We start from the raw sequence: 17,132 nt of genomic DNA, 5'->3' as shown, positions 1-17,132 counted from the left end.
CCCGATTCGCGGTGGGCAGGTTCCTGGCCAGGCGCGGTGAGGGCGTCCACCACGTGGCCTTCGGCGTCCCCGATGTGGCGCGGGCGATGGAGGAAATCGGCGGGAAAGGCGTGCGGCTGCTCGATGAGCGGCCGCGACACGGCAGCATGGGCACGCAGATCGCGTTTCTGCATCCCAAGGACGTGGGAGGAATGCTCACGGAGCTGGTACAGGCTCCTACGCCCTAGCAAACGCAAAATTCGTTCATATGTAACTAGTCGCGCAGAAAGCTGGACGGGGCTTCAGAGTCGGCACCGGCGGAGTACGCTGGCTTTCCACCGGACATGGGAGCCTGCCGCGAGGCACAGGCTCCTGGCTCGGCTGCCCCGAACCCCCCGTCCGGCCCCGTGTAGCCGTCTCGACAACCCAGGATCGAGCCTCCATGCAGTCCGACATCGACGCACAACTCAACAACTTCTTCGAAGACGCCCCCGCACGCGAATTCGACGTGGTGCTTCGTGGCTATGACCGTCATCAGGTCCACGACCACCTGAAGCAGCTCGACGGCGATTTGCGCCAGGCCCGCGAACAGGTCACCTCACTGCAGCGCGACCTGTCCGACTCCCAGCGCCAGCTCCAGGAGCAGGAGCGCCCGACCTATTCCGGTCTCGGCGCCCGCATCGAGCAGTTGTTGCGGCTGGCCGAGGAGCAAGCCACGGAGCTCGTCCAGGCCGCCCGGTCCGAGGCCAACGAGATCAAGGCGGCGGCCAAGGTGGAGGCCGCCGACCTGCGTGCCGCCGCGGAGGCCGAGGCGGCCGAGAAGCGGGCGCAGGCCACCCGCGAGAGCGACGAGATGCGGACCACCGCCGAGCGGGAGGCCGAGGAGATCCGGTCGACCGCCCGTCGCGAGGCCGACGAGCTGACCAGCACCACCGAGCGCGAGGTCGCCAAGCTGCGGGCCACCGCCGACCACGAGGTGGCCGAGAAGCGGGCCGACGCCGAGCGCGAGATCGCCAAGCTGCGCACGACCACCGAGCGCGAGGTGGCCCAGCTGCGGGCCTCGACCAAGCGCGAGCGCGACGAGGTGCTGACCACCGCCAAGCGCCAGGCCGACGAGATGCGGGCGCAGGCGCAGCGGGTCCTGGAGGAGTCCGAGGCGAAGCGGGCGCAGGACGAGGCGGAGTTCGAGATCCAGCTCGCGTCGCGGCGTGAGGAGGCGGAGCGCCAGGAGGCAGAGCGCCACGCCACCGCGCAGGCGGCCACCCAGAAGCTGGTCGCCGAGGCCGAGCAGCGCGCCGCCACGGCCGAGTCGCGGGCCACGAAGGCCACCCAGCAGGCCGAGCAGACGCGCCGCGAGGCCGACCTGCACGCCAAGCAGCTGGTCGCCAACGCCCGCAAGAACTCGGAGACGATCGTCTCCGAGGCCAAGTCCAGCGCCGAGACGATCGTCACCGAGGCGAAGAACGAGGCCGAGCGCACCCGTACGGCGATGCAGCGTCAGGTCGACGAGCTCACCCGCCAGCGCGACAGCATCACCAGCCACCTGGCGCAGCTGCGCCAGTTGCTCGGTGGCGCCGCCCTGCCGGGCATGGAGCCCGAGCCCGCAGTGACCGCTGCTCCGCCGAAGCCGGCGCTCGCCGCGCCGGCCAGCGAGAAGCCGGCCGTGTCCGCGCCCGCTCCGGCCAAGCAGGAGGCCAAGTCGGACGACGACGCGGAGTGGTGGCAGGAGTAGCCCACTACACGGGGGCTGCGTGACGGCTGAGGAGAGCCTGGCGACTTCATGGTCGCTAGGCTCTCTTTCTGTTGCCGGGCCCTCACGGTCCCGGCCCGGCCGGCCCCCCGAGCTTCCAGGAGCACTCGTGTCCGCAGACGTCACGTCCCCCGCCCAGGACGACGCGGCCCATGACGGCGCCGCCCAGGATGATCCGGGTGGCGCCTCGGCCGAGGAGCGCGACACCGGGACACCGCCCGCGAAGAACGGGCGGGGCGCGGACGAGGCGCAGCCGTACGGGCTGCCGGGCAAGCCGCTGGCGCGCGGGCCGTTCCTGTTCGGGCTGGTGGGCGGGCTCGGGGTGCTGACGGCGATCGCGCTGGCGCAGATGGTCGTCGCCTCGCTGAGCACGATCATCCTGGTCGTGGTGGCGATGTTCCTGGCCGTGGGGCTCAACCCGGCCGTGGAGGCGCTGCAGCGGCGCGGGCTGGGCCGGCGGTGGGCCATCTCGATCGTGTTCGCCGGGGTGGTCGTGGCGTTCGCGCTGTTCGGGCTGGCCGTGGTGCCGCCGCTGAGCCAGCAGGTCGCCGACTTCGTCGCGGCGGTGCCCGGCTACGTGACCGAGCTGAGCAGGCATCCGACGCTGCGCCGGCTCGACGCCGAGTATCAGATCCTGCCGCAGCTGGCCTCGTTCGTCACCGGGACGCTGGGGCCGTCGCTGGCGTCCGGGGTGGTCGGCGCGGGGCTCGTGGTGCTCGACGGGGTGTTCACCACGGTGACGCTGCTCGTGCTGATGCTCTACTTCCTCGGCTCGCTGCACACGATCAAGCAGTATCTGCTCAAGCTCGTCCCGGCCTCCCGCCGGGAGCGGACCGGCGCGATCGCCGAGGAGATCCTCGGCGGCATCGGCGGCTACGTGGCGGGCAACGTGCTCATCTCGGTCATCGCCGGCGTGGTGAGCTGGATCTTCCTGTCGATCCTGGGCGTGAAGTACGCGCTGGCGCTGGCGCTCGTGGTCGCCCTGACGGACCTGATCCCGCTGGTGGGCGCCACGATCGGCGCGGTGCTGGTGAGCGCGGTGGTGGCGCTGCAGTCGCTGCCCGTGGGCCTCGCCTGCGCGATCTTCTTCGTCGTCTACCAGCAGATCGAGAACTACCTGATCTACCCGCGCGTCATGAAGCGCTCGGTGGACGTGACGCCCGCGGTCACCGTCATCGCCGCCCTGTTCGGGGGCGCGCTGCTCGGCATCGTGGGCGCCCTGCTGGCCATCCCGGTCGCCGCCGCCATCTCGCTGATCATCCGCGAGGTGGTGCTGCCCCGCCAAGCTCTGTCCTGAGCCACTCCGCCACCGCGGCGTTGAACGCCTCCGGCTGCTCGACCGCGCTCAGGTGACCGGCCTTCGGGATGATCTCCAGCCGGCCGTCGGGCACGGCCCGCGCCATGGCCTCGGCGTCGGCCGGCGTGGCGAGCTCGTCCTCCTCGCCCACGACGACGAGCAGCGGGACCTTGAGCCCGGCCAGCGTCTCGAACGAGTCGGGCCGGGCCGCCATGGCCCGCTGCGCCCAGGCCACCGCGCCCGGCGGCGCCGACTGCACCAGGCCCTTGACCCGGCCGAGCACCATGGCCCTGCGCTCCTTGGTCGTCGGGCCGATGAGCGCCGGCAGCACGTCGGTCAGCAGGACCTCGGCGCCCTGTGACAGCACGGCCTGCGCGATGCGCTCCCGGTTGTCGCGGGCGGGCTGCGGGTCGGGGCCCGCCTTGGTGTCGGCGAGGAGCACGCCCTGGACGCGGTCGGGGTGCCGGCGGCAGAACGCCATCGTCACGTAGCCGCCCATCGACAGGCCGCCGATCACCGCCCGGTCGATGCCCTCGGCGTCGAGCAGCCTCGCGACGTCGTCGGCCATCAGGTCGACGGACGGCTCGTCGTCCCCGAGCCGCGAGCCGCCGAAGCCGCGCAGGTCGGGCGTGATAACCCGGCACAGCGAGGACAGCCCCTCGCGCTGGGCCAGCCACATGGCGGATGAGAGCGGGAACGCGTGAAGCAGTACGACGGGGAGTCCGGTCCCGGCTGATCTCGAGTAGAGCTGCACGATCACACGGTAGACCGGTTCGGCCCGACAATCACTCCACGCGTATACCGATATACCCCCATAACGACGTCCACTACGGGCGTTCCGCCGCCCCGGGAGGCGTCAGCCGGCGGCGATGGCGGTCTGGCCGCCGTCGACGAACATGACCTGACCGGTCATGTAGGCCGAGGCGGCGCTGGCCAGGAAGACGGCGGGCTGCGCCATCTCCTCCGGGGTGCCCCAGCGCTGCATGGGCACGCCGCCGAGTGTCGCCCTGCTGGCCGCCTCGTCCTCCCAGAGGTTGCGGTTGAGGTCGGTGGCGGTCCAGCCGGGGCACAGGGCGTTGACGCGGACCCCGGCCCGCGCCCACTCCACGGCGAGAGTCCGGGTCAGGGCCACCAGGGCGGCCTTGGCCGCCGCGTACGGGGCCAGGAAGGGCGCGCCGAGAGCGGCCACGGAGGCCACGTTGATCACCGAGCCGGAGCCCCGTTCGAGCAGGTGGGGAGCGGCCTCGTGGCAGACGACCATGGCGGAGTCGAGGTTGAGCCGCATCATCTTGTCCCAGCCGGACAGCCTCAGGTCCTTGAACTCGACCATGAAGTTGGACCCGCCGGCGTTGTTCACCACGATGTCGAGGTGGCCGAGCCCGCCGATCGCCGTGCGCACGGCACCGGCGGCGGCGTCGCGGTCGGTGAGGTCGGCGGGGACCACCAGGGCCCGCCGACCGAGGGCCTCGACCTCCTTGGCCACCTCCGCCAGGGACTCGGCCGAGCGGGACGTGAGCGCCACGTCGGCCCCGGCCTGGGCGTAGGCGAGCGCGATGGCCCGCCCGATCCCCTTCGACGCCCCGGTGACGAGAGCCTTCTTCCCGTTGAGATCGAACGCGCCCACGCTGCCTCCTCCGTCTGGAACCGAACAACATTCTATGGAGAAGGCGGCAGGAGATGCCAAGCCGGTGCACGAAACGGAGACCGGCGCTGAACCCGCGCCGGTCTCCGGGGGCGACGGCGGCCGGCCGGAGCACGACCGCCGTCGCGAGGCCGCGGGAACCCGGGGGTCACGAGAACCCCGGGGGTCACGGCGACCCGAGGGTCAGAAGAAGAAGCCGAAGAAGTCGCCCAGCCCGTCGGCCTGGTCGATCCAGCGGGTGACGCGGGCCCCCGTCTCGGCGGCCGCGCCCAGCTTCCTCTGCGGTGGTTCCAGTTCGGCCGGCTTGTAGTCCTGCCTCTGGAGCTGACCCGAACCGTTGGGCCGGATCATGTTGGGCGGCGGCTGCCCGTCGGGGTACATCCGCCCGTTGCGGTACACGGCGACCGACCTGGTCTGCTGGACCTGGCCGTTGAGGTTGTAGACGTGACTGTCCCTGACGGGTGCCCGGGTCGCCTTCGGCGGTGACTGCCGCTGGCTCGACCGATGGCTGGTGGGCCGCTGGGCGGGTCGCTGCCGCTGGTAACGGGCCGGCGGCCGGCTCACGCGCCGGCCCTGGAGCCGCAGCCGCATCCTGTTCTTCGCCGCCTGTCGCGCCCGCTGACGGTGGAGCTTGGCCGCCCGGCGCTCGGCGGCCTTCTTGAGCGCCTTCCTGCGTGCCTCCTCCGCCTTCTTCTTGGCCTCCTCCGCCTTCTTCCTCCTGGCCAGCTCCTTGGCCTTCCGCTTGGCCGCCTCGGCCGCGCGCTTCTTGGCCGCGGCGATGGCCCGCCGCTTGGCCAGCTCGGCCGCCCGCTTCCTGGCCAGGGCCGCGGCACGGCGCCTGGCGGCGGCGATGGCGGCCCGCCTGGCCGCCTGCTGGGCCAGCTTCCTGGCGATGGCCCGCGCCGCGATCCGCGCCGCGATGCCGACCACGAACCAGACGAGCTGCCCGTCGGGGTCGCTCATCGTGACAGGGCTGTTGCCGGCGTAGGCGTAGCCGTTGAGCTGCTGCGGGTCCACCTCGTCGATGACGGGGTCGACCGACAGGAAGCGTCCGTGCCGCGGGTCGTACTCGCGGGCGCCGAGGTGGACGAGCCCGGTCGGATCCTTCGTCCCGCCGACGAACCCGCGCTGGCCGGGCCACCACTCCGGTGGCGACCCCCGGTCCTCGCCGAACGGCGTGGACCTGCGGACGGCCAGATCGCCGGTCGCGGCCTTGACCGCGGCCTGCGCCGTGCCCTGGTGGTCGGCGGCCAGGAAGTACACCTGGTCGTCGTGGGTGCGGACCGCCACCGGCTGGCCGCCGATGGTGTAGTAGCGGGTCGCCTCGACGGCGTCCTTGGCGTGGTCGAGCCGCAGCTCCATGTCGTCGACGTACAGCGTGGTGTCCGTCGGCGTCCTGCGCAGCAGCCGCTCGCCGTCGGCGTCGTACAGGAACGAGGTGGTCTTGCCCGCCTCGGTCACCGACTCGAGGTTGCCCTCGGCGTCCCAGACGAGTGCCTGGTCGGCGGCGCCGACCTTGCGACGGATCGTGTTGCCGGCCTCGTCGTAGGCGAACGTGTCGGTCCCGGCGGACAGCAGGGCGTGCGGCTGCTTCTCACCGGCCTTGGGGTAGGTGTAGTCGCGGACGGTCTCCTGCCGCCCGGCGAACGCGTGCTGGGTCTCCTTCGTCCGGTTGCCGGTGGGATCGTAGGCGTAGCTGACCGCGTACGGGGCCACGCCGCCGATCTTGTCGGACTGCGGCGTGCCGCTCGCGCAGTCGTCGGTGGCCGTCCACGCCGAGGTGAGGCGGCGCAGGTGGTCGTAGGCGAAGCACTGGGTGTCGCGGGCCTGGCCGCCCGGCGTGTCGGCGATCTTGGTGATGTTGCCGGCGGCGTCGTAGGTGTAGTTGAGGTCGAGGTCCGTCGCCGGTGCGCCGTCCCGGTCGAGCCGGGTCCGGGTCAGCCGGCGGGTGATCTCGTCGTGGGTGTAGGTGAGCCAGGTCTTCTTGCCACCCGTGCTCAGCTCGTGCTGGAGCGTCTCACCCATCTTGGAGTAGCGGGTCGCCGTCACGTACGGGGACAGGCCCGTGACCTTGGTCGGCTGGCTGAGCCCGTCGTAGGTGTAGACGACCGACTCCTCGGCCAGCCCGCCGGCGGCCGGGAAGCTGACCGACTGGACCTGGCCGTCCACGGTGTAGCGGGTGTTCAGCATGTACGAGCCGGCGAGCTTGCCCTCCCGCGCGGGGACGGTGACGGTCTGGCGCAGGGTGCGGTAGTCGGCGTCGATCGCGTTGATCTCCGCCTTGTACGCCTGGCCGTCCACGTACCGGATGCTGGCGTGCTGGTGCCCCTTGGCGAGCTGGTCGTACTTCCATTCGGCGAGCAGCGGGCCGGTGACGGAGCCCTCGCGCATCTCCGTCTTGCGGCCCATCGCGTCGTAGACGTAGGCCAGGGTCTTGCCCCGCGCGTCGGTGGTGGTGGCGATCTCGTCGGCGTCGGTGTAGGTGAACGTGGTGACGCCCTTGTCGGGGTCCTCGGTCTTGACCTGACGGCCGCGGGCGTCGTAGTGGTAGCGCCACACGTTGCCCGCGTGGTCGGTCACCGTGGCCAGCCGGCCGGCCTGGTCGTAGCCGTACTTGGTGGACTCGTACTCACCTGTCGGGGTGCCCGCCTTGTACTGCCGCAGCTCGACGAGGCGGTCCTCCGCGTCGGCGATGCGGGTGGTGGCGAAGCCGCCGGGCGGCGCGGTGATGTGCACCCGGTCGCCCTTGTGCGTGGTGCTGACCCGCCACTTCTCGCCGCCCTTGGCCTTGAGGATCTGGGCGGTGATCTCACCGGTGCCGTCGTAGACGACGGCCACCTGGCTGGGCACGTCCGTGTCGGCCACGCCGAGCAGGTCGGTGGACGGCGTCCCGGTGCTGAAGTAGCCGCCGTTGCGCTTGGCCACCTCACCGGTCGAGGTGTAGAAGGTGTCGGTGACGGTGCGCCCGTCCCGCAGCTCGGGGTCCTGCGTCTGGTCGTCGTGGGGCGCCGGTTCCTGCGTCTGGCGGGGCCTCAGCAGGCCGTCGAACAGGTCGTGGCTGACGACGTAGCCGCCGTCCGCCCGCAGCGTCTTGCTGGTGACGACGTTGGGGCCGTCGTCACGGGTCAGGTAGGAGTACTCGGTGTTGGGCGACTGGCCGGCCGCCTTGCTCCGGTCGCTCTGCCAGACCTTGGTCAGGCGGCCGAGCGGGTCGTACTCCATGTCGGTGCGCTTGCCGTTGGCGTCGATCTCGGCGATCGGCTCGCCCCAGGCCGGTTCGAGGAACGTACGCTCCTCGTGGCCGAGCGGGTTGACCTCCTTGACCTCGGCCGCCGGGGCGCCGGCGGCGGGACTGAAGGTCGTGGTGACCTTGGTGCCGGCGGCGTCGGTCTCGCTCGTCATGCGCCCGTAGGCGTCGTACGTGCGGACCGAGTCCGTCTGCGTGGCGCCGTCGCCGGTCGCCTCCTGCACCGTGGTGACGTCGCCCTTGACCGGCGCCTGCCCGTACGGCTTGCCGTCGTACTGCGTGCGCTCGTCGGAGATCACGTCGTCGGCGGCCAGCTTGGCCAGGCCGGTGCCGCAGCCGGTGGCGACCTTCTGGACCCTGCTGGTGAAGTCCAGCATCCAGGCGGCGCCGTTGCGGACGTAGGTGTAGCGGGTGCACTGGTCGTCGTCGGTGGTCGACAGGTCGCCCTTCTCCTCGACCTGGGTGAGCGCGCCGTACTCGTCGTAGTCGCGCTCCTCGCCGGTCCGCTGCCACGTGCCGCCCTCCAGGGCGGTACGGGTGGCCATGGACTTCGGCTCGACGATGTACGCCGCCTTGGTGACGCCGCCCTGGGTGGCCTCGGCGGTCTTGCGCGACCACGGCACCTCGCTCGTCGCCGTGACGATCGCGCCGCCGTCGCCGTTGTAGAGGATCTCCTCCCGCTCGAAGCCGGCCAGGTGGTCGTGGTCGTCGAGCTTGGTGCCCTCGCTGTCCGCGACCTGCACGCTGCGCTTGGACCCGTCGGCCAGGCGGTCACCGTGCATGCCGCGGAAGAACCTGAACTCCGTCAGCTCCCGCTTGCCGTCCTGCCCGTCGCCCTCGCGGACCCGGACCCGGCCGAAGCCGCGCCAGTCCGACCAGGTGCGGTGCTCGGGCTTGACGAGGATGTTGTCGGCGTAGTGCCAGGCCGCGCCGTCCAGGTACTCGTAGTCGGTCACCACCGGCGGCGCGCCGCCGACCCGGTCCATCTCCACGGTCTGCTTGACCACGTACTTGTGGAACCAGTCGGTGACCTCGCCCTCGTTCTCCGGCGCCCACCGCTGCGGGAAGCACAGCCGCTCGTTGCGGTCGGCGGCCGGCACGCTGCCCGGCTGGCAGTCGGCCGGGGCGTAGTTGACGCGGACCTCGCCGCCGGAGCCGTTGCCCACGGACTGGACCCGCCACTTCACCAGCGGGGCCCGGCCCTCGTTGGCGTCCACCCGGTTGGGCAGCTGGACGCCGGTGAAGGTGACCTTGGGCAGCGACATGGTGCCGCCCACATGGCCGGTCTGCTGGATCGACTGCAGCCAGAGCGAGGGGCTGAGCCCGTCGCCCGTCGCCGGGAAGGAGTGCGACAGGGTCCAGGAGTCGACCGCGCAGTACGCCTGGCCGGAGCACTTCGCGGGGTCGGTGTTGACGATCTGCGTGGTGACCTTGGCCAGCCGCTTGCGCGTGAAGAACGTCGGTGACAGGCGGTTGGTGCAGCTCACCCCCGAGTTGCAGATCTGGTCGAAGGGCACGTCGGGCCAGTGGCTCGCCGTCTCCTTCTTGAGCTGGTCGGGCGCGCAGGTCACGGTGCCGCCGGGCACGCACCGCTCGGCCACGTCGAAGACCACGCGGGCCGCGGGGGTCCGGGTGAACAGCTCACCCTGCAGGTAGCCGTAGTCGATGCGGGCGAGGTAGCCGCCGCGCACGTACTCGGTGCCCTGCTCGGGCTTGGAGGCCCGGCCGTAGAAGTTCTTCTCGACGCCGTACCAGTAGGTGGTGGCGTTGCCGTGCGGGTCCACCACCAGGTCGAGGTTCCAGCGGTAGGCCTGCTGGCACCAGGCCTTGGTCGGGTCGCTGTTGTAGCAGGGCTCGCCGCTGTTGTTGCCGAACACCGGCACCGTCCACGCGGACCGAGTCTCGGCCTTGCCGGTGACCCAGCCGGGCAGGCGGTTGAGCCCGAAGGTGTGCTGGGTGCCGTCGTCGGTGGTGACACGCCAGTACTCGCCGTCGTTGTCGCCGTTGACGGCGCCCTTGAGGTACTCGATGCGGGTGCCGTCGTCACGCTTGGGCCGCCACTGCTTGGTCGTGGCGTCCTTGATCAGCTCGACGGCGGAGCCGCCCAGGGACAGGGTGGCGTTCTCGTGGTCCCAGCACAGGTCGCCGGTCTTCTTGCCGTCCAGCATGCACGACTTGTAGCGGCGCTCGATGTAGCCGCCGGGGCTCAGCTCGAAGCCCTCGCCGGCCCAGGACGGCTGGTTGTTGGTGGAGGCGGTCCGGCCGTCCACGCTCTGCGAGGAGTAGCCGAGCGCCAGCTCCGGCTCCTCGCCGCCGAGCGCGGGCGGGGTGCGCAGTTCCTGGCTCCAGGTGAAGTCACCCGACTGGGTGCCGACGCTCCAGCTCGCCGAGGGGGCGAGCGAGGTGGCCGCGTGGTCACCTGTCGGCCCGGAGGCCGCGGCCTGCAGGGCGTACAGGCCGGACGGCTCGACCTCGGCGGTCACCGTGCCGGCCTTGGCGTCGTTGCGGGAGGTGACGGGTTCGGGCTGCGGGCAGTCCGTCGTGCCGCCGGTCAGGGCGCAGTCCGGCAGCTTGACCATGCGCAGGCGGGCGCCGTAGTCGCCGCCGGACGCGTGCCGGAAGCCGGAGTAGTCGACCTCCAGGGTGGTCCTGCCGCCGCTCTTGGCCGCGACACCCTGGCCGGGCGACAGCCGCATCGCGATGCCGAAGACCCCGGCCTGCTGCACCTGGGAGGGGTCGAGCAGCTCGACGCGGACGGGGGCGGCGGAGTCGGCCGCCGCCTTGGCGCGAGAGCCGTCCGCGCCTTTCTGCCCGGCGAGCCGTACGGGGAAGGAGGCGTCCAGGGTACGGGCCTGGGCGGCGTCGCCGCCCAGCTCGACCGTCCGGGCCTTCGGCCAGGTGATCCCTGGTGGCGCCTGCCAGGCCTGTTTCTGTGCCGGGTCGGCCTGTCTGGCCAGGACGGGGACCTTCGTGCCGCGTACCGGTGGCTCCTTCTGCACGGCCGGCGCCGGGCGCGGCGCGGCTACGGCCGGCGGGACGGGCGCGAGGGGTGCCACCACCACGACGGCCAGCGCGACGGCCAGCCGTCGGGGCCACGGCGACTCGCGCACGGCTCCCTGTAAACGATTCCAGTAGGTGTCCGGGAGATCTAACTCGCTGGGCTGCTCCATCGATCGACCCAATCTCTGGGGGGCGGGGGGTGATTCCTTACTGGGCGGCGAGCTGGGAGATCTGCTCGGCGCTGAGGACACCGTCGTAGGTGCGGACGTCGTCGACGGTGCCCGGCCAGTGACCGGTGAGGACACCGGCGTTCTTGGTGCGGCCCAACTGCAGCGGGCCGGTGGCGTTCCACGCGCTGGCGTGGCTGGTGATGGTGGTCTCCGAGAGCCTGCCGTTGACGTAGACGCGCAGCTCACCGCTCAGGGGGTCGTGGACCCCGGCCAGGTGCGTCCACTCCAGCGGCGCCGGAACCGCGTCGGAGTGGGTGCGGACCACGGCGGCGGTGTCGGTGTCGGCCGCGGCCATGCCGAGCGTCCACCTGCCCTGCGCCTTGTCGAAGCCGAGCTGGAACCCGGCCGCCCGGCTGCCCACCTGGGACACGGCGGTGGCGTCACGGTCCGGCAGGTAGTCGAGCTGCGTCCACAGGGCCACGGTGAACCCGGACCTGGTGTTCACGGCCGGCGAGGCGGTCTGCGCGTGGCCGGTGGCCCCGTCGAGGCCGAGGGCGCCGGCGAGCCAGCCCTCGGTCCACGAGGCGCCGCCCGCGATGGCCGCCGCCGTCCCCTTGCCGGAGGAGTCGGCCGCGCTCGTACCCGTCTCCTCGTCCAGCTTCCAGTGGCCGACCAGGGTGGCGGCGCTGTTGACCAGCTCGGCCACCTCGTCGCCGAACATGGCCCGGCCGTAGACGCGCACGTCGTCCACGTCGCCCGGCCAGAACCCGGTGAAGGCCCCGGCGGTCTTCCCCCGGCCGATCGTGAGAGGGCCGGCCGCGTCCCACGGCTGGGTGTACGGGACCGTCGCCTCCAGGCGGCCGTTGACGTACAGCGTCAACTCCCCCGCCGCCGTGTCGTGCACGCCGGTGAGGTGGGTCCACTCGCCGAGCCTCGGGGCGCCCGCGGAGACGGCGCGCACGGCCGTCGCCCCGTCGGAGTCCGCGGTGGGCCGCGACAGCACCCAGCGGTTGTCGGCCTTGGCGTACTGCAGGGCGAAGCCGCCAGCGCGGGCGCCGTCCTGGCCGACCGCGACGGCGTCGGCTGTCGTGGTGCTCAGCCGTACCCAGGCGGAGACGGTGAAGTTCTGCCCGGTGTTGACCACGGGCCCGGGGGTGCCGGCGTAGGCCCCGGCGCCGTCGAGCCGCAACGCCTGGCCGATGCGGCCGCTGGTCCAGGCGGCGCTGCCGTACAGGGTGACCTGCTGGTCGCCTCCGTGGTCGGTGCCGACGCCGCCCTGGCCGTCGTCGAGGGTCCAGTGCCCGTCGGGAGGCGTGCCGGAGTTGACGTTGAAGACGTAGCTGCGGATCGGCCCCTGGTGTCCGGCCCGGTCCCTGCTGCGCACCGACAGGACGTTCGGGCCGTCGTGGCGCGGGGTGAGCCGGATCGTGGCGGTGCCGTCGGCCTGGGCGGCGACCTCGGCCTTCGGCGCGGTGTCGAGCCCGTAGAGGTAGCCCGCGACGTCGCCGACGCCGTTGGGGTCGAAGGTGAACGAGCCGGCCCGGCCGAGGCCGTCGTTCCAGCCGCCCTCGGCGTACTCGGCCGAGGTCACCAGCGGCTCCTTGCCGGGGGCGGAGGCGTCGACGGTCATCTCGCACCAGGGGCTCCACGCGCTGTTGGCCTTGCCGTCCTCGGCACGGACCCGCCATCTGATCAGCGCGCCGTCGGCGAAGGCGCCCGCCGGGACGAGGGCGGAGAAGGCGCTGCCGCTGCTCTGCGCCGGGGTCAGCCACTCACCGACCTTGACGCCGGCGCTGTTCCACCACTCGAACCGGCCGCGCACCGAGTTGTCGGCGTCACGCAGCCGCGCGCCGAGGGTCGGCTGCGGCGTGGCGATGACCGGCCGCTGGTCGCCCGCCACGCACGTACCGCCCGGATTGGACCAGGCGTCGGCGGCGACGGGAGCGCTGGGCAGCGAGTTGTACTCGATGACCAGGCTGGGGTTGTTCTTGAACTTCTTCCAGCCGTAGTTGTCCCTCTCGTCCGAGGCCCGCAGCCCGATGGTCATGGTGGGCCACTTCTTGGCGGCGGCGTCGACGGCCTGGCTCGTGACGTCGAACTCCACCCCGCCGGGCAGGCAGGCCGAGCCCCAGCCCTTGGCGACGGTCACCGTGGACAGGCGCCTGACCCAGGTGGGCTGATTGTTCCAGGTGGTGGACTTGCTGATCGTGTTCGTCGCCCAGGCCTCGACCGGTCGCTTGGTGCAGGAGTAGGACCACGTCTCGTAGGTGCGCAGCGTGGCCTTGATGATCTGCTTGCCGTGGATGGTCGTGCCGGTGTTCATCGTGAAGAACGACCGGTTGGTCTGCCCGGAGACGTGGCCCGACCGGGCGACGTCGTTGGCGTTGAGGAAGTTGGAGTTGGGGTTGTTGCTCCAGACGGACGTCCACGAGCTGCGGGCCGCCGAGAAGAACGGGTCGAGGTAGACGGGGAACGTGGTGTCCGGGTCCTCCATCATCTCCCGGTCGGGCTTGAGCACCATGGTGCGGCCGTCGAGCCGCACGTCCATCGCCGTGTTGCGGCCGTCCACGGGTGACGAGGCGTCGGCGGGGGCCTCGGCCTGGCCGGCCTTGAGGGTACGGGCGGCCGAGGAGCCCGAGGAGTCCCACATCAGCGGGGTGGACGCGGTGAAGACGGTGCCGCCGTCGCGGTCGACGGCCTCCAGGTTGCCCGCCTTGTCGGACTTCATGGTCAGGGCCGTGGTCGAGATCGGGTAGGCCAGTTCGGTCAGCGCCCGGTTCGCCGCGGCCTCGCGGGTCTTGACCACCAGGACGTGGGAGAAGCCGTCCACGTCGGCGCGCACCTGGAGGTCCACGCCGGGCAGCACCTCGGCGTAGGTGGCGGTGTCGCCGTTCAGCACCGGCGCGGGCAGCGCGCCGCGCCAGCCGAGCTCCAGCTTCTTGCCGCCGCGGTTCATGCGGGCCAGCGGCCCGGTGCCGCCGCCCGAGAAGCTGAGGCCGATCGCCGTCGCGACGGGGGCGATCGACCCGTCAGGCAGTTGCCGCAGGGTCGCGTCGGCGGGGACCCACCGGCCTTCCTGGCGTACGCGCACCGGCCGGGCGTGCTGCTCCAGGACGAGGGTGCCGTCGGGCCTGGCGAGGACCTGGCGCGTCTCCGAGCGCAGCGCCGCGACCTCGACCGGCTTCCCGCCGCGCCGGGCGGCCGTGAGCGCGGCGGCCTCCTCGGGGTCCGCGCTCAGCCGGACGCCGGCGGCGTCCTGCGCCGCCGCCGCGCGCTGCAGCGCGGAGACCTGTTGTCGTCGATCTTCCGCGGCGGCGAAGGGGTCGCCGGACGGCGCCACCACGACCGCGCTTGCCAGCACCACCACGACCAGCCCACGACCTACGCGCATCCGTCCACGCCCTTGCCGAGGCGGGGATGCCGGACGGGGTCACCCCCGCGCGGCATCGCCACGATCTTCAGTTGACGATCGGATTGTCATTCAGCGAGCCGCGCTCGTCTAGATCTTGGTGGCACATTTCATCAGAATTACGTTCGGATGTGGAGAAAATTGTCAGACGTGCGTGGGGAGCGGGTACGCGGCCGGGTTCACCCTCTTGACGATCTCGTCCAGCACGATGCGCACGTACGGCTCGCCCACCCACAGGTGCTTGGCGCCCTCGACCCCGATGACCTCGGCCTGCGGCACCCGGGCGAAGCGGGCACGGGCGTCGTCGGGCTTGAGGTAGTCGTCGAACTCCGGCACGAGCACCACCAGCGGGCGGCCGAACCGGGCCCAGGAGTCGAGGTCGTCGTCGGTGGCCCGGTGCAGCGGCGGCGAGAGCAGGACGGCGCCCTCCACGAGCGGGTCGTGCGCCCACTTCAGCGTCAGCTCGGTGCCGAACGACCAGCCGACCACCCACACCCGGGGCAGGTCGTGGAACTCGGCGTACTCCAGCGCGGCCGCCACGTCGAACCGCTCCCCCTCGCCGCCGTCGAACGCGCCCTGCGAGGTGCCCCGCTCGGACGACGTGCCGCGGGTGTTGAAGCGCAGCACGGCGAGGTCGGCGAGGGCGGGCAGCCGGTTGGCGGCCTTCTTGTAGAGGTGGCTGTCCATGAAGCCGCCGTGGGTCGGCAGCGGGTGCAGGGTGACCAGCGTGGCCACCGGCGGCCGGTCTTCGGGCAGGGCCAGCTCGCCCACCAGGGTCAGGCCGTCACCGGTGTGCAGCTCGATCGGCTCACGCCTGGCCGGCAGCACGGTCGCCGCGCGAATCTCCACCTTGGTCCTCTTTCGTGATGGGGGTTGCCGGGCTCCGCGTCAGTAGCGGCTTCGGCCCGGGCCACGGTCCAGTCTCTTGCGCCAGCACGTCGTGTGCCAGTGGCGGCGCTCGTCGTCGCCGCCCGCCCAGTTGGGCCAGCTCACCAGGTGCGGCTGGCCGCCGGGGATCTCCTGGTCGCAGCCGGGACAGCGGTAGTTCTTGGCCGAGGAGGCGCCGGTCAGCATGCGCACCTTCCACTCCCCGTCGGGCCACTCCTCGACCCGGTCCATGCCCCGGGGGAAGCCGACGGGACGAGAGTCGTCCCGGCGGCGGGCACGGCGCGGGCTCACGGCCGGGGGAAGGCGGTCAGGCCGGCCGTGACCAGGTGGTCGAGCAGCGGCGCCGGCGCGTAGGAGGGTTCGCGGTACTCGGTGTAGAGGGCTCTCAGCCCGTCGCGCACGCGGCTCAGGCCGATGGACTCCAGCATCTCGAACGGCCCCGCCGGGTAGCCGCAGCCGAGCCGCATGGCCGCGTCGATGTCGTCGATCGAGGCGTAGCCGGCCTCGTGCATCCTGACGGCGTCGTTGAGGTAGGGGTGGAGCAGCGCGTCCACGACGAAGCCGGCCCGGTCGCGGCACGGCACCGGCGTGCGGCCGATGACCTTCATCAGGTCGCGGGCCGCCGCGACGGCCGCGGGCGAGGTGAGGGCCGTGGCGGCCACCTCGGCCACCCGCTCGCCGACGAGGTGGACGCCCACCAGGGTTTCGGGGCGCGACAACCTCACGGCGTGCTCCACCACGGGCCGGTCGGACAGCCGCAGCACCACGTCGGGATCATCGGCCGTCTTGAACCCGGCCTGCGTCAGCCGCTCGGCGACCGCGCCGGACCCCTCGCCCTCGACCCGGCAGGTGACGAACGCGGCCCGGCCGGCCTCCTGGTGCGCCGCCCGCTCGCCGTGGAAGCCACGACCGGACTTGCGGCCGAGCAGACCCGCGGTGACCAGCTCGCGCAGCAGCGGCGCGGGCGCGTGCCGGCGGTCCCTGGTCTCGTCGAACAGCACGCACATCACCTCGTAGGCGGTGTCGAGCCCGATGAGGTCGAGCAGCGCGAACGGCCCCATGGGCAACCCCGCGCCGAGCGTCATCGCCGCCTCGATGTCGTCACGCGCTGCCACGCCGTTCTCCAGCAGGACGGCGGCGTGGTTGAGGTACGGCAGGAGCAGCCGGTTGGCCACGAACCCGGCCCGGTCGCCCACCACCACGGGCGTCTTGCCGAGCCGCCGCGCCAGGCCGGCGATCTCGTCGACCACCCCCGGCTCGGTCACCACCGTGCCGACGACCTCGACGAGCCGCATCACGGGCGCCGGGTTGAAGAAGTGCATCCCGACGACCCTGCCGGGGCGGCCCGTCGCGGCGGCGACGGCGGTGACCGACAGCGAGGAGGTGTTGGTGGCGAGCACGGTCTCCGGCTTGCAGATGCGGTCGAGGTCGGCGAACAGCGACACCTTGACGTCGAGGATCTCGGGAATCGCCTCCACGACCAGGTCGGCGTCGCTCAGGTCGTCGCGCGAGGTGGTGAGCGTGACCCGCCGGAGGATCACCTCGCGCTCGGCCTCGCTCAGCCGGCCTCGCTCGACCGCCCGGCCGGTCGACCTCTCCAGGTGCCCGCGCCCGCGGGCGAGCGCCTCGGCGTCGGCCTCGACACCGATCACCCGCAGCCCCGCCCGCGCGAAGACCTCCGCGATGCCGGCCCCCATCGTGCCGAGGCCGACGACTCCCACCCTCTCGAACGCCATGCGTCCAGTTTTCC

Annotated in this window: 10 protein-coding genes; 3 read left to right on the top strand and 7 right to left on the bottom strand. The window is 72.2% G+C overall.

The window, feature by feature from the left end:
• The 3 genes from FHU36_RS37885 to FHU36_RS37875 form a co-directional block, all read left to right on the top strand.
• On the top strand, positions 1-227 hold a 227-nt coding region (locus FHU36_RS37885; RefSeq protein WP_185088841.1), incomplete at its 5' end, for a VOC family protein.
• 194 nt (positions 228-421) lie between these two features.
• The gene (locus tag FHU36_RS37880; protein WP_185088840.1) at positions 422-1,711 is read left to right on the top strand and encodes a DivIVA domain-containing protein; all 1,290 of its coding nucleotides are present in this window, start codon (positions 422-424) and stop codon (positions 1,709-1,711) included.
• Positions 1,712-1,838: 127 nt separating this feature from the next.
• On the top strand, positions 1,839-3,026 hold the full coding sequence (locus FHU36_RS37875) for an AI-2E family transporter (RefSeq protein ID WP_185088839.1): 1,188 nt from the start codon (positions 1,839-1,841) through the stop codon (positions 3,024-3,026).
• Here FHU36_RS37875 and FHU36_RS37870 read toward each other — a convergent pair.
• From FHU36_RS37870 to FHU36_RS37840, 7 genes are all read right to left on the bottom strand, one after another.
• A complete protein-coding gene (locus tag FHU36_RS37870) occupies positions 2,986-3,780 on the bottom strand; it encodes an alpha/beta fold hydrolase (protein ID WP_185088838.1) in 795 nt (264 codons plus the stop codon). The two genes, FHU36_RS37875 and FHU36_RS37870, sit on opposite strands and share 41 nt — an antisense overlap.
• A 102-nt stretch (positions 3,781-3,882) precedes the next feature.
• On the bottom strand, positions 3,883-4,650 hold the full coding sequence (locus FHU36_RS37865) for an SDR family NAD(P)-dependent oxidoreductase (protein ID WP_185088837.1): 768 nt from the start codon (positions 4,648-4,650) through the stop codon (positions 3,883-3,885).
• Between the two features lie 201 nt (positions 4,651-4,851).
• Positions 4,852-11,025: an RHS repeat-associated core domain-containing protein gene (locus FHU36_RS46640; RefSeq protein ID WP_185088836.1), complete on the bottom strand. Its 6,174-nt coding sequence runs from the start codon at positions 11,023-11,025 to the stop codon at positions 4,852-4,854.
• 97 nt (positions 11,026-11,122) lie between these two features.
• Positions 11,123-14,476, bottom strand: a complete 3,354-nt coding sequence (locus tag FHU36_RS37855; RefSeq protein WP_185088835.1) for a LamG-like jellyroll fold domain-containing protein — start codon at positions 14,474-14,476, stop codon at positions 11,123-11,125.
• Positions 14,477-14,638: 162 nt separating this feature from the next.
• Positions 14,639-15,343: an alpha/beta hydrolase gene (locus FHU36_RS37850; protein ID WP_185088834.1), complete on the bottom strand. Its 705-nt coding sequence runs from the start codon at positions 15,341-15,343 to the stop codon at positions 14,639-14,641.
• Positions 15,344-15,382: 39 nt separating this feature from the next.
• On the bottom strand, positions 15,383-15,673 hold the full coding sequence (locus FHU36_RS37845; protein WP_185088833.1) for an Rv1322 family protein: 291 nt from the start codon (positions 15,671-15,673) through the stop codon (positions 15,383-15,385).
• Positions 15,670-17,118, bottom strand: a complete 1,449-nt coding sequence (locus tag FHU36_RS37840; protein WP_185088832.1) for a 3-hydroxyacyl-CoA dehydrogenase family protein — start codon at positions 17,116-17,118, stop codon at positions 15,670-15,672. The genes FHU36_RS37845 and FHU36_RS37840 overlap by 4 nt, the downstream gene beginning before the upstream one ends.
• Between the last annotated feature and the right edge of the window lie 14 nt (positions 17,119-17,132).

The organism is Nonomuraea muscovyensis, from assembly GCF_014207745.1.
Lineage (GTDB): Bacteria > Actinomycetota > Actinomycetes > Streptosporangiales > Streptosporangiaceae > Nonomuraea > Nonomuraea muscovyensis.
This window is presented reverse-complemented; position numbering and strand designations above follow the sequence as displayed.

What these genes read in the sequence shown, in the direction of transcription:
- FHU36_RS37880 (WP_185088840.1), top strand. Translation starts at nt 422, where the DNA reads ATGCAGTCCGACATCGACGCACAACTCAACAACTTCTTCGAAGACGCC.
- FHU36_RS37855 (WP_185088835.1), bottom strand. Translation starts at nt 14,476, where the DNA reads ATGCGCGTAGGTCGTGGGCTGGTCGTGGTGGTGCTGGCAAGCGCGGTC.
- FHU36_RS37840 (WP_185088832.1), bottom strand. Translation starts at nt 17,118, where the DNA reads ATGGCGTTCGAGAGGGTGGGAGTCGTCGGCCTCGGCACGATGGGGGCC.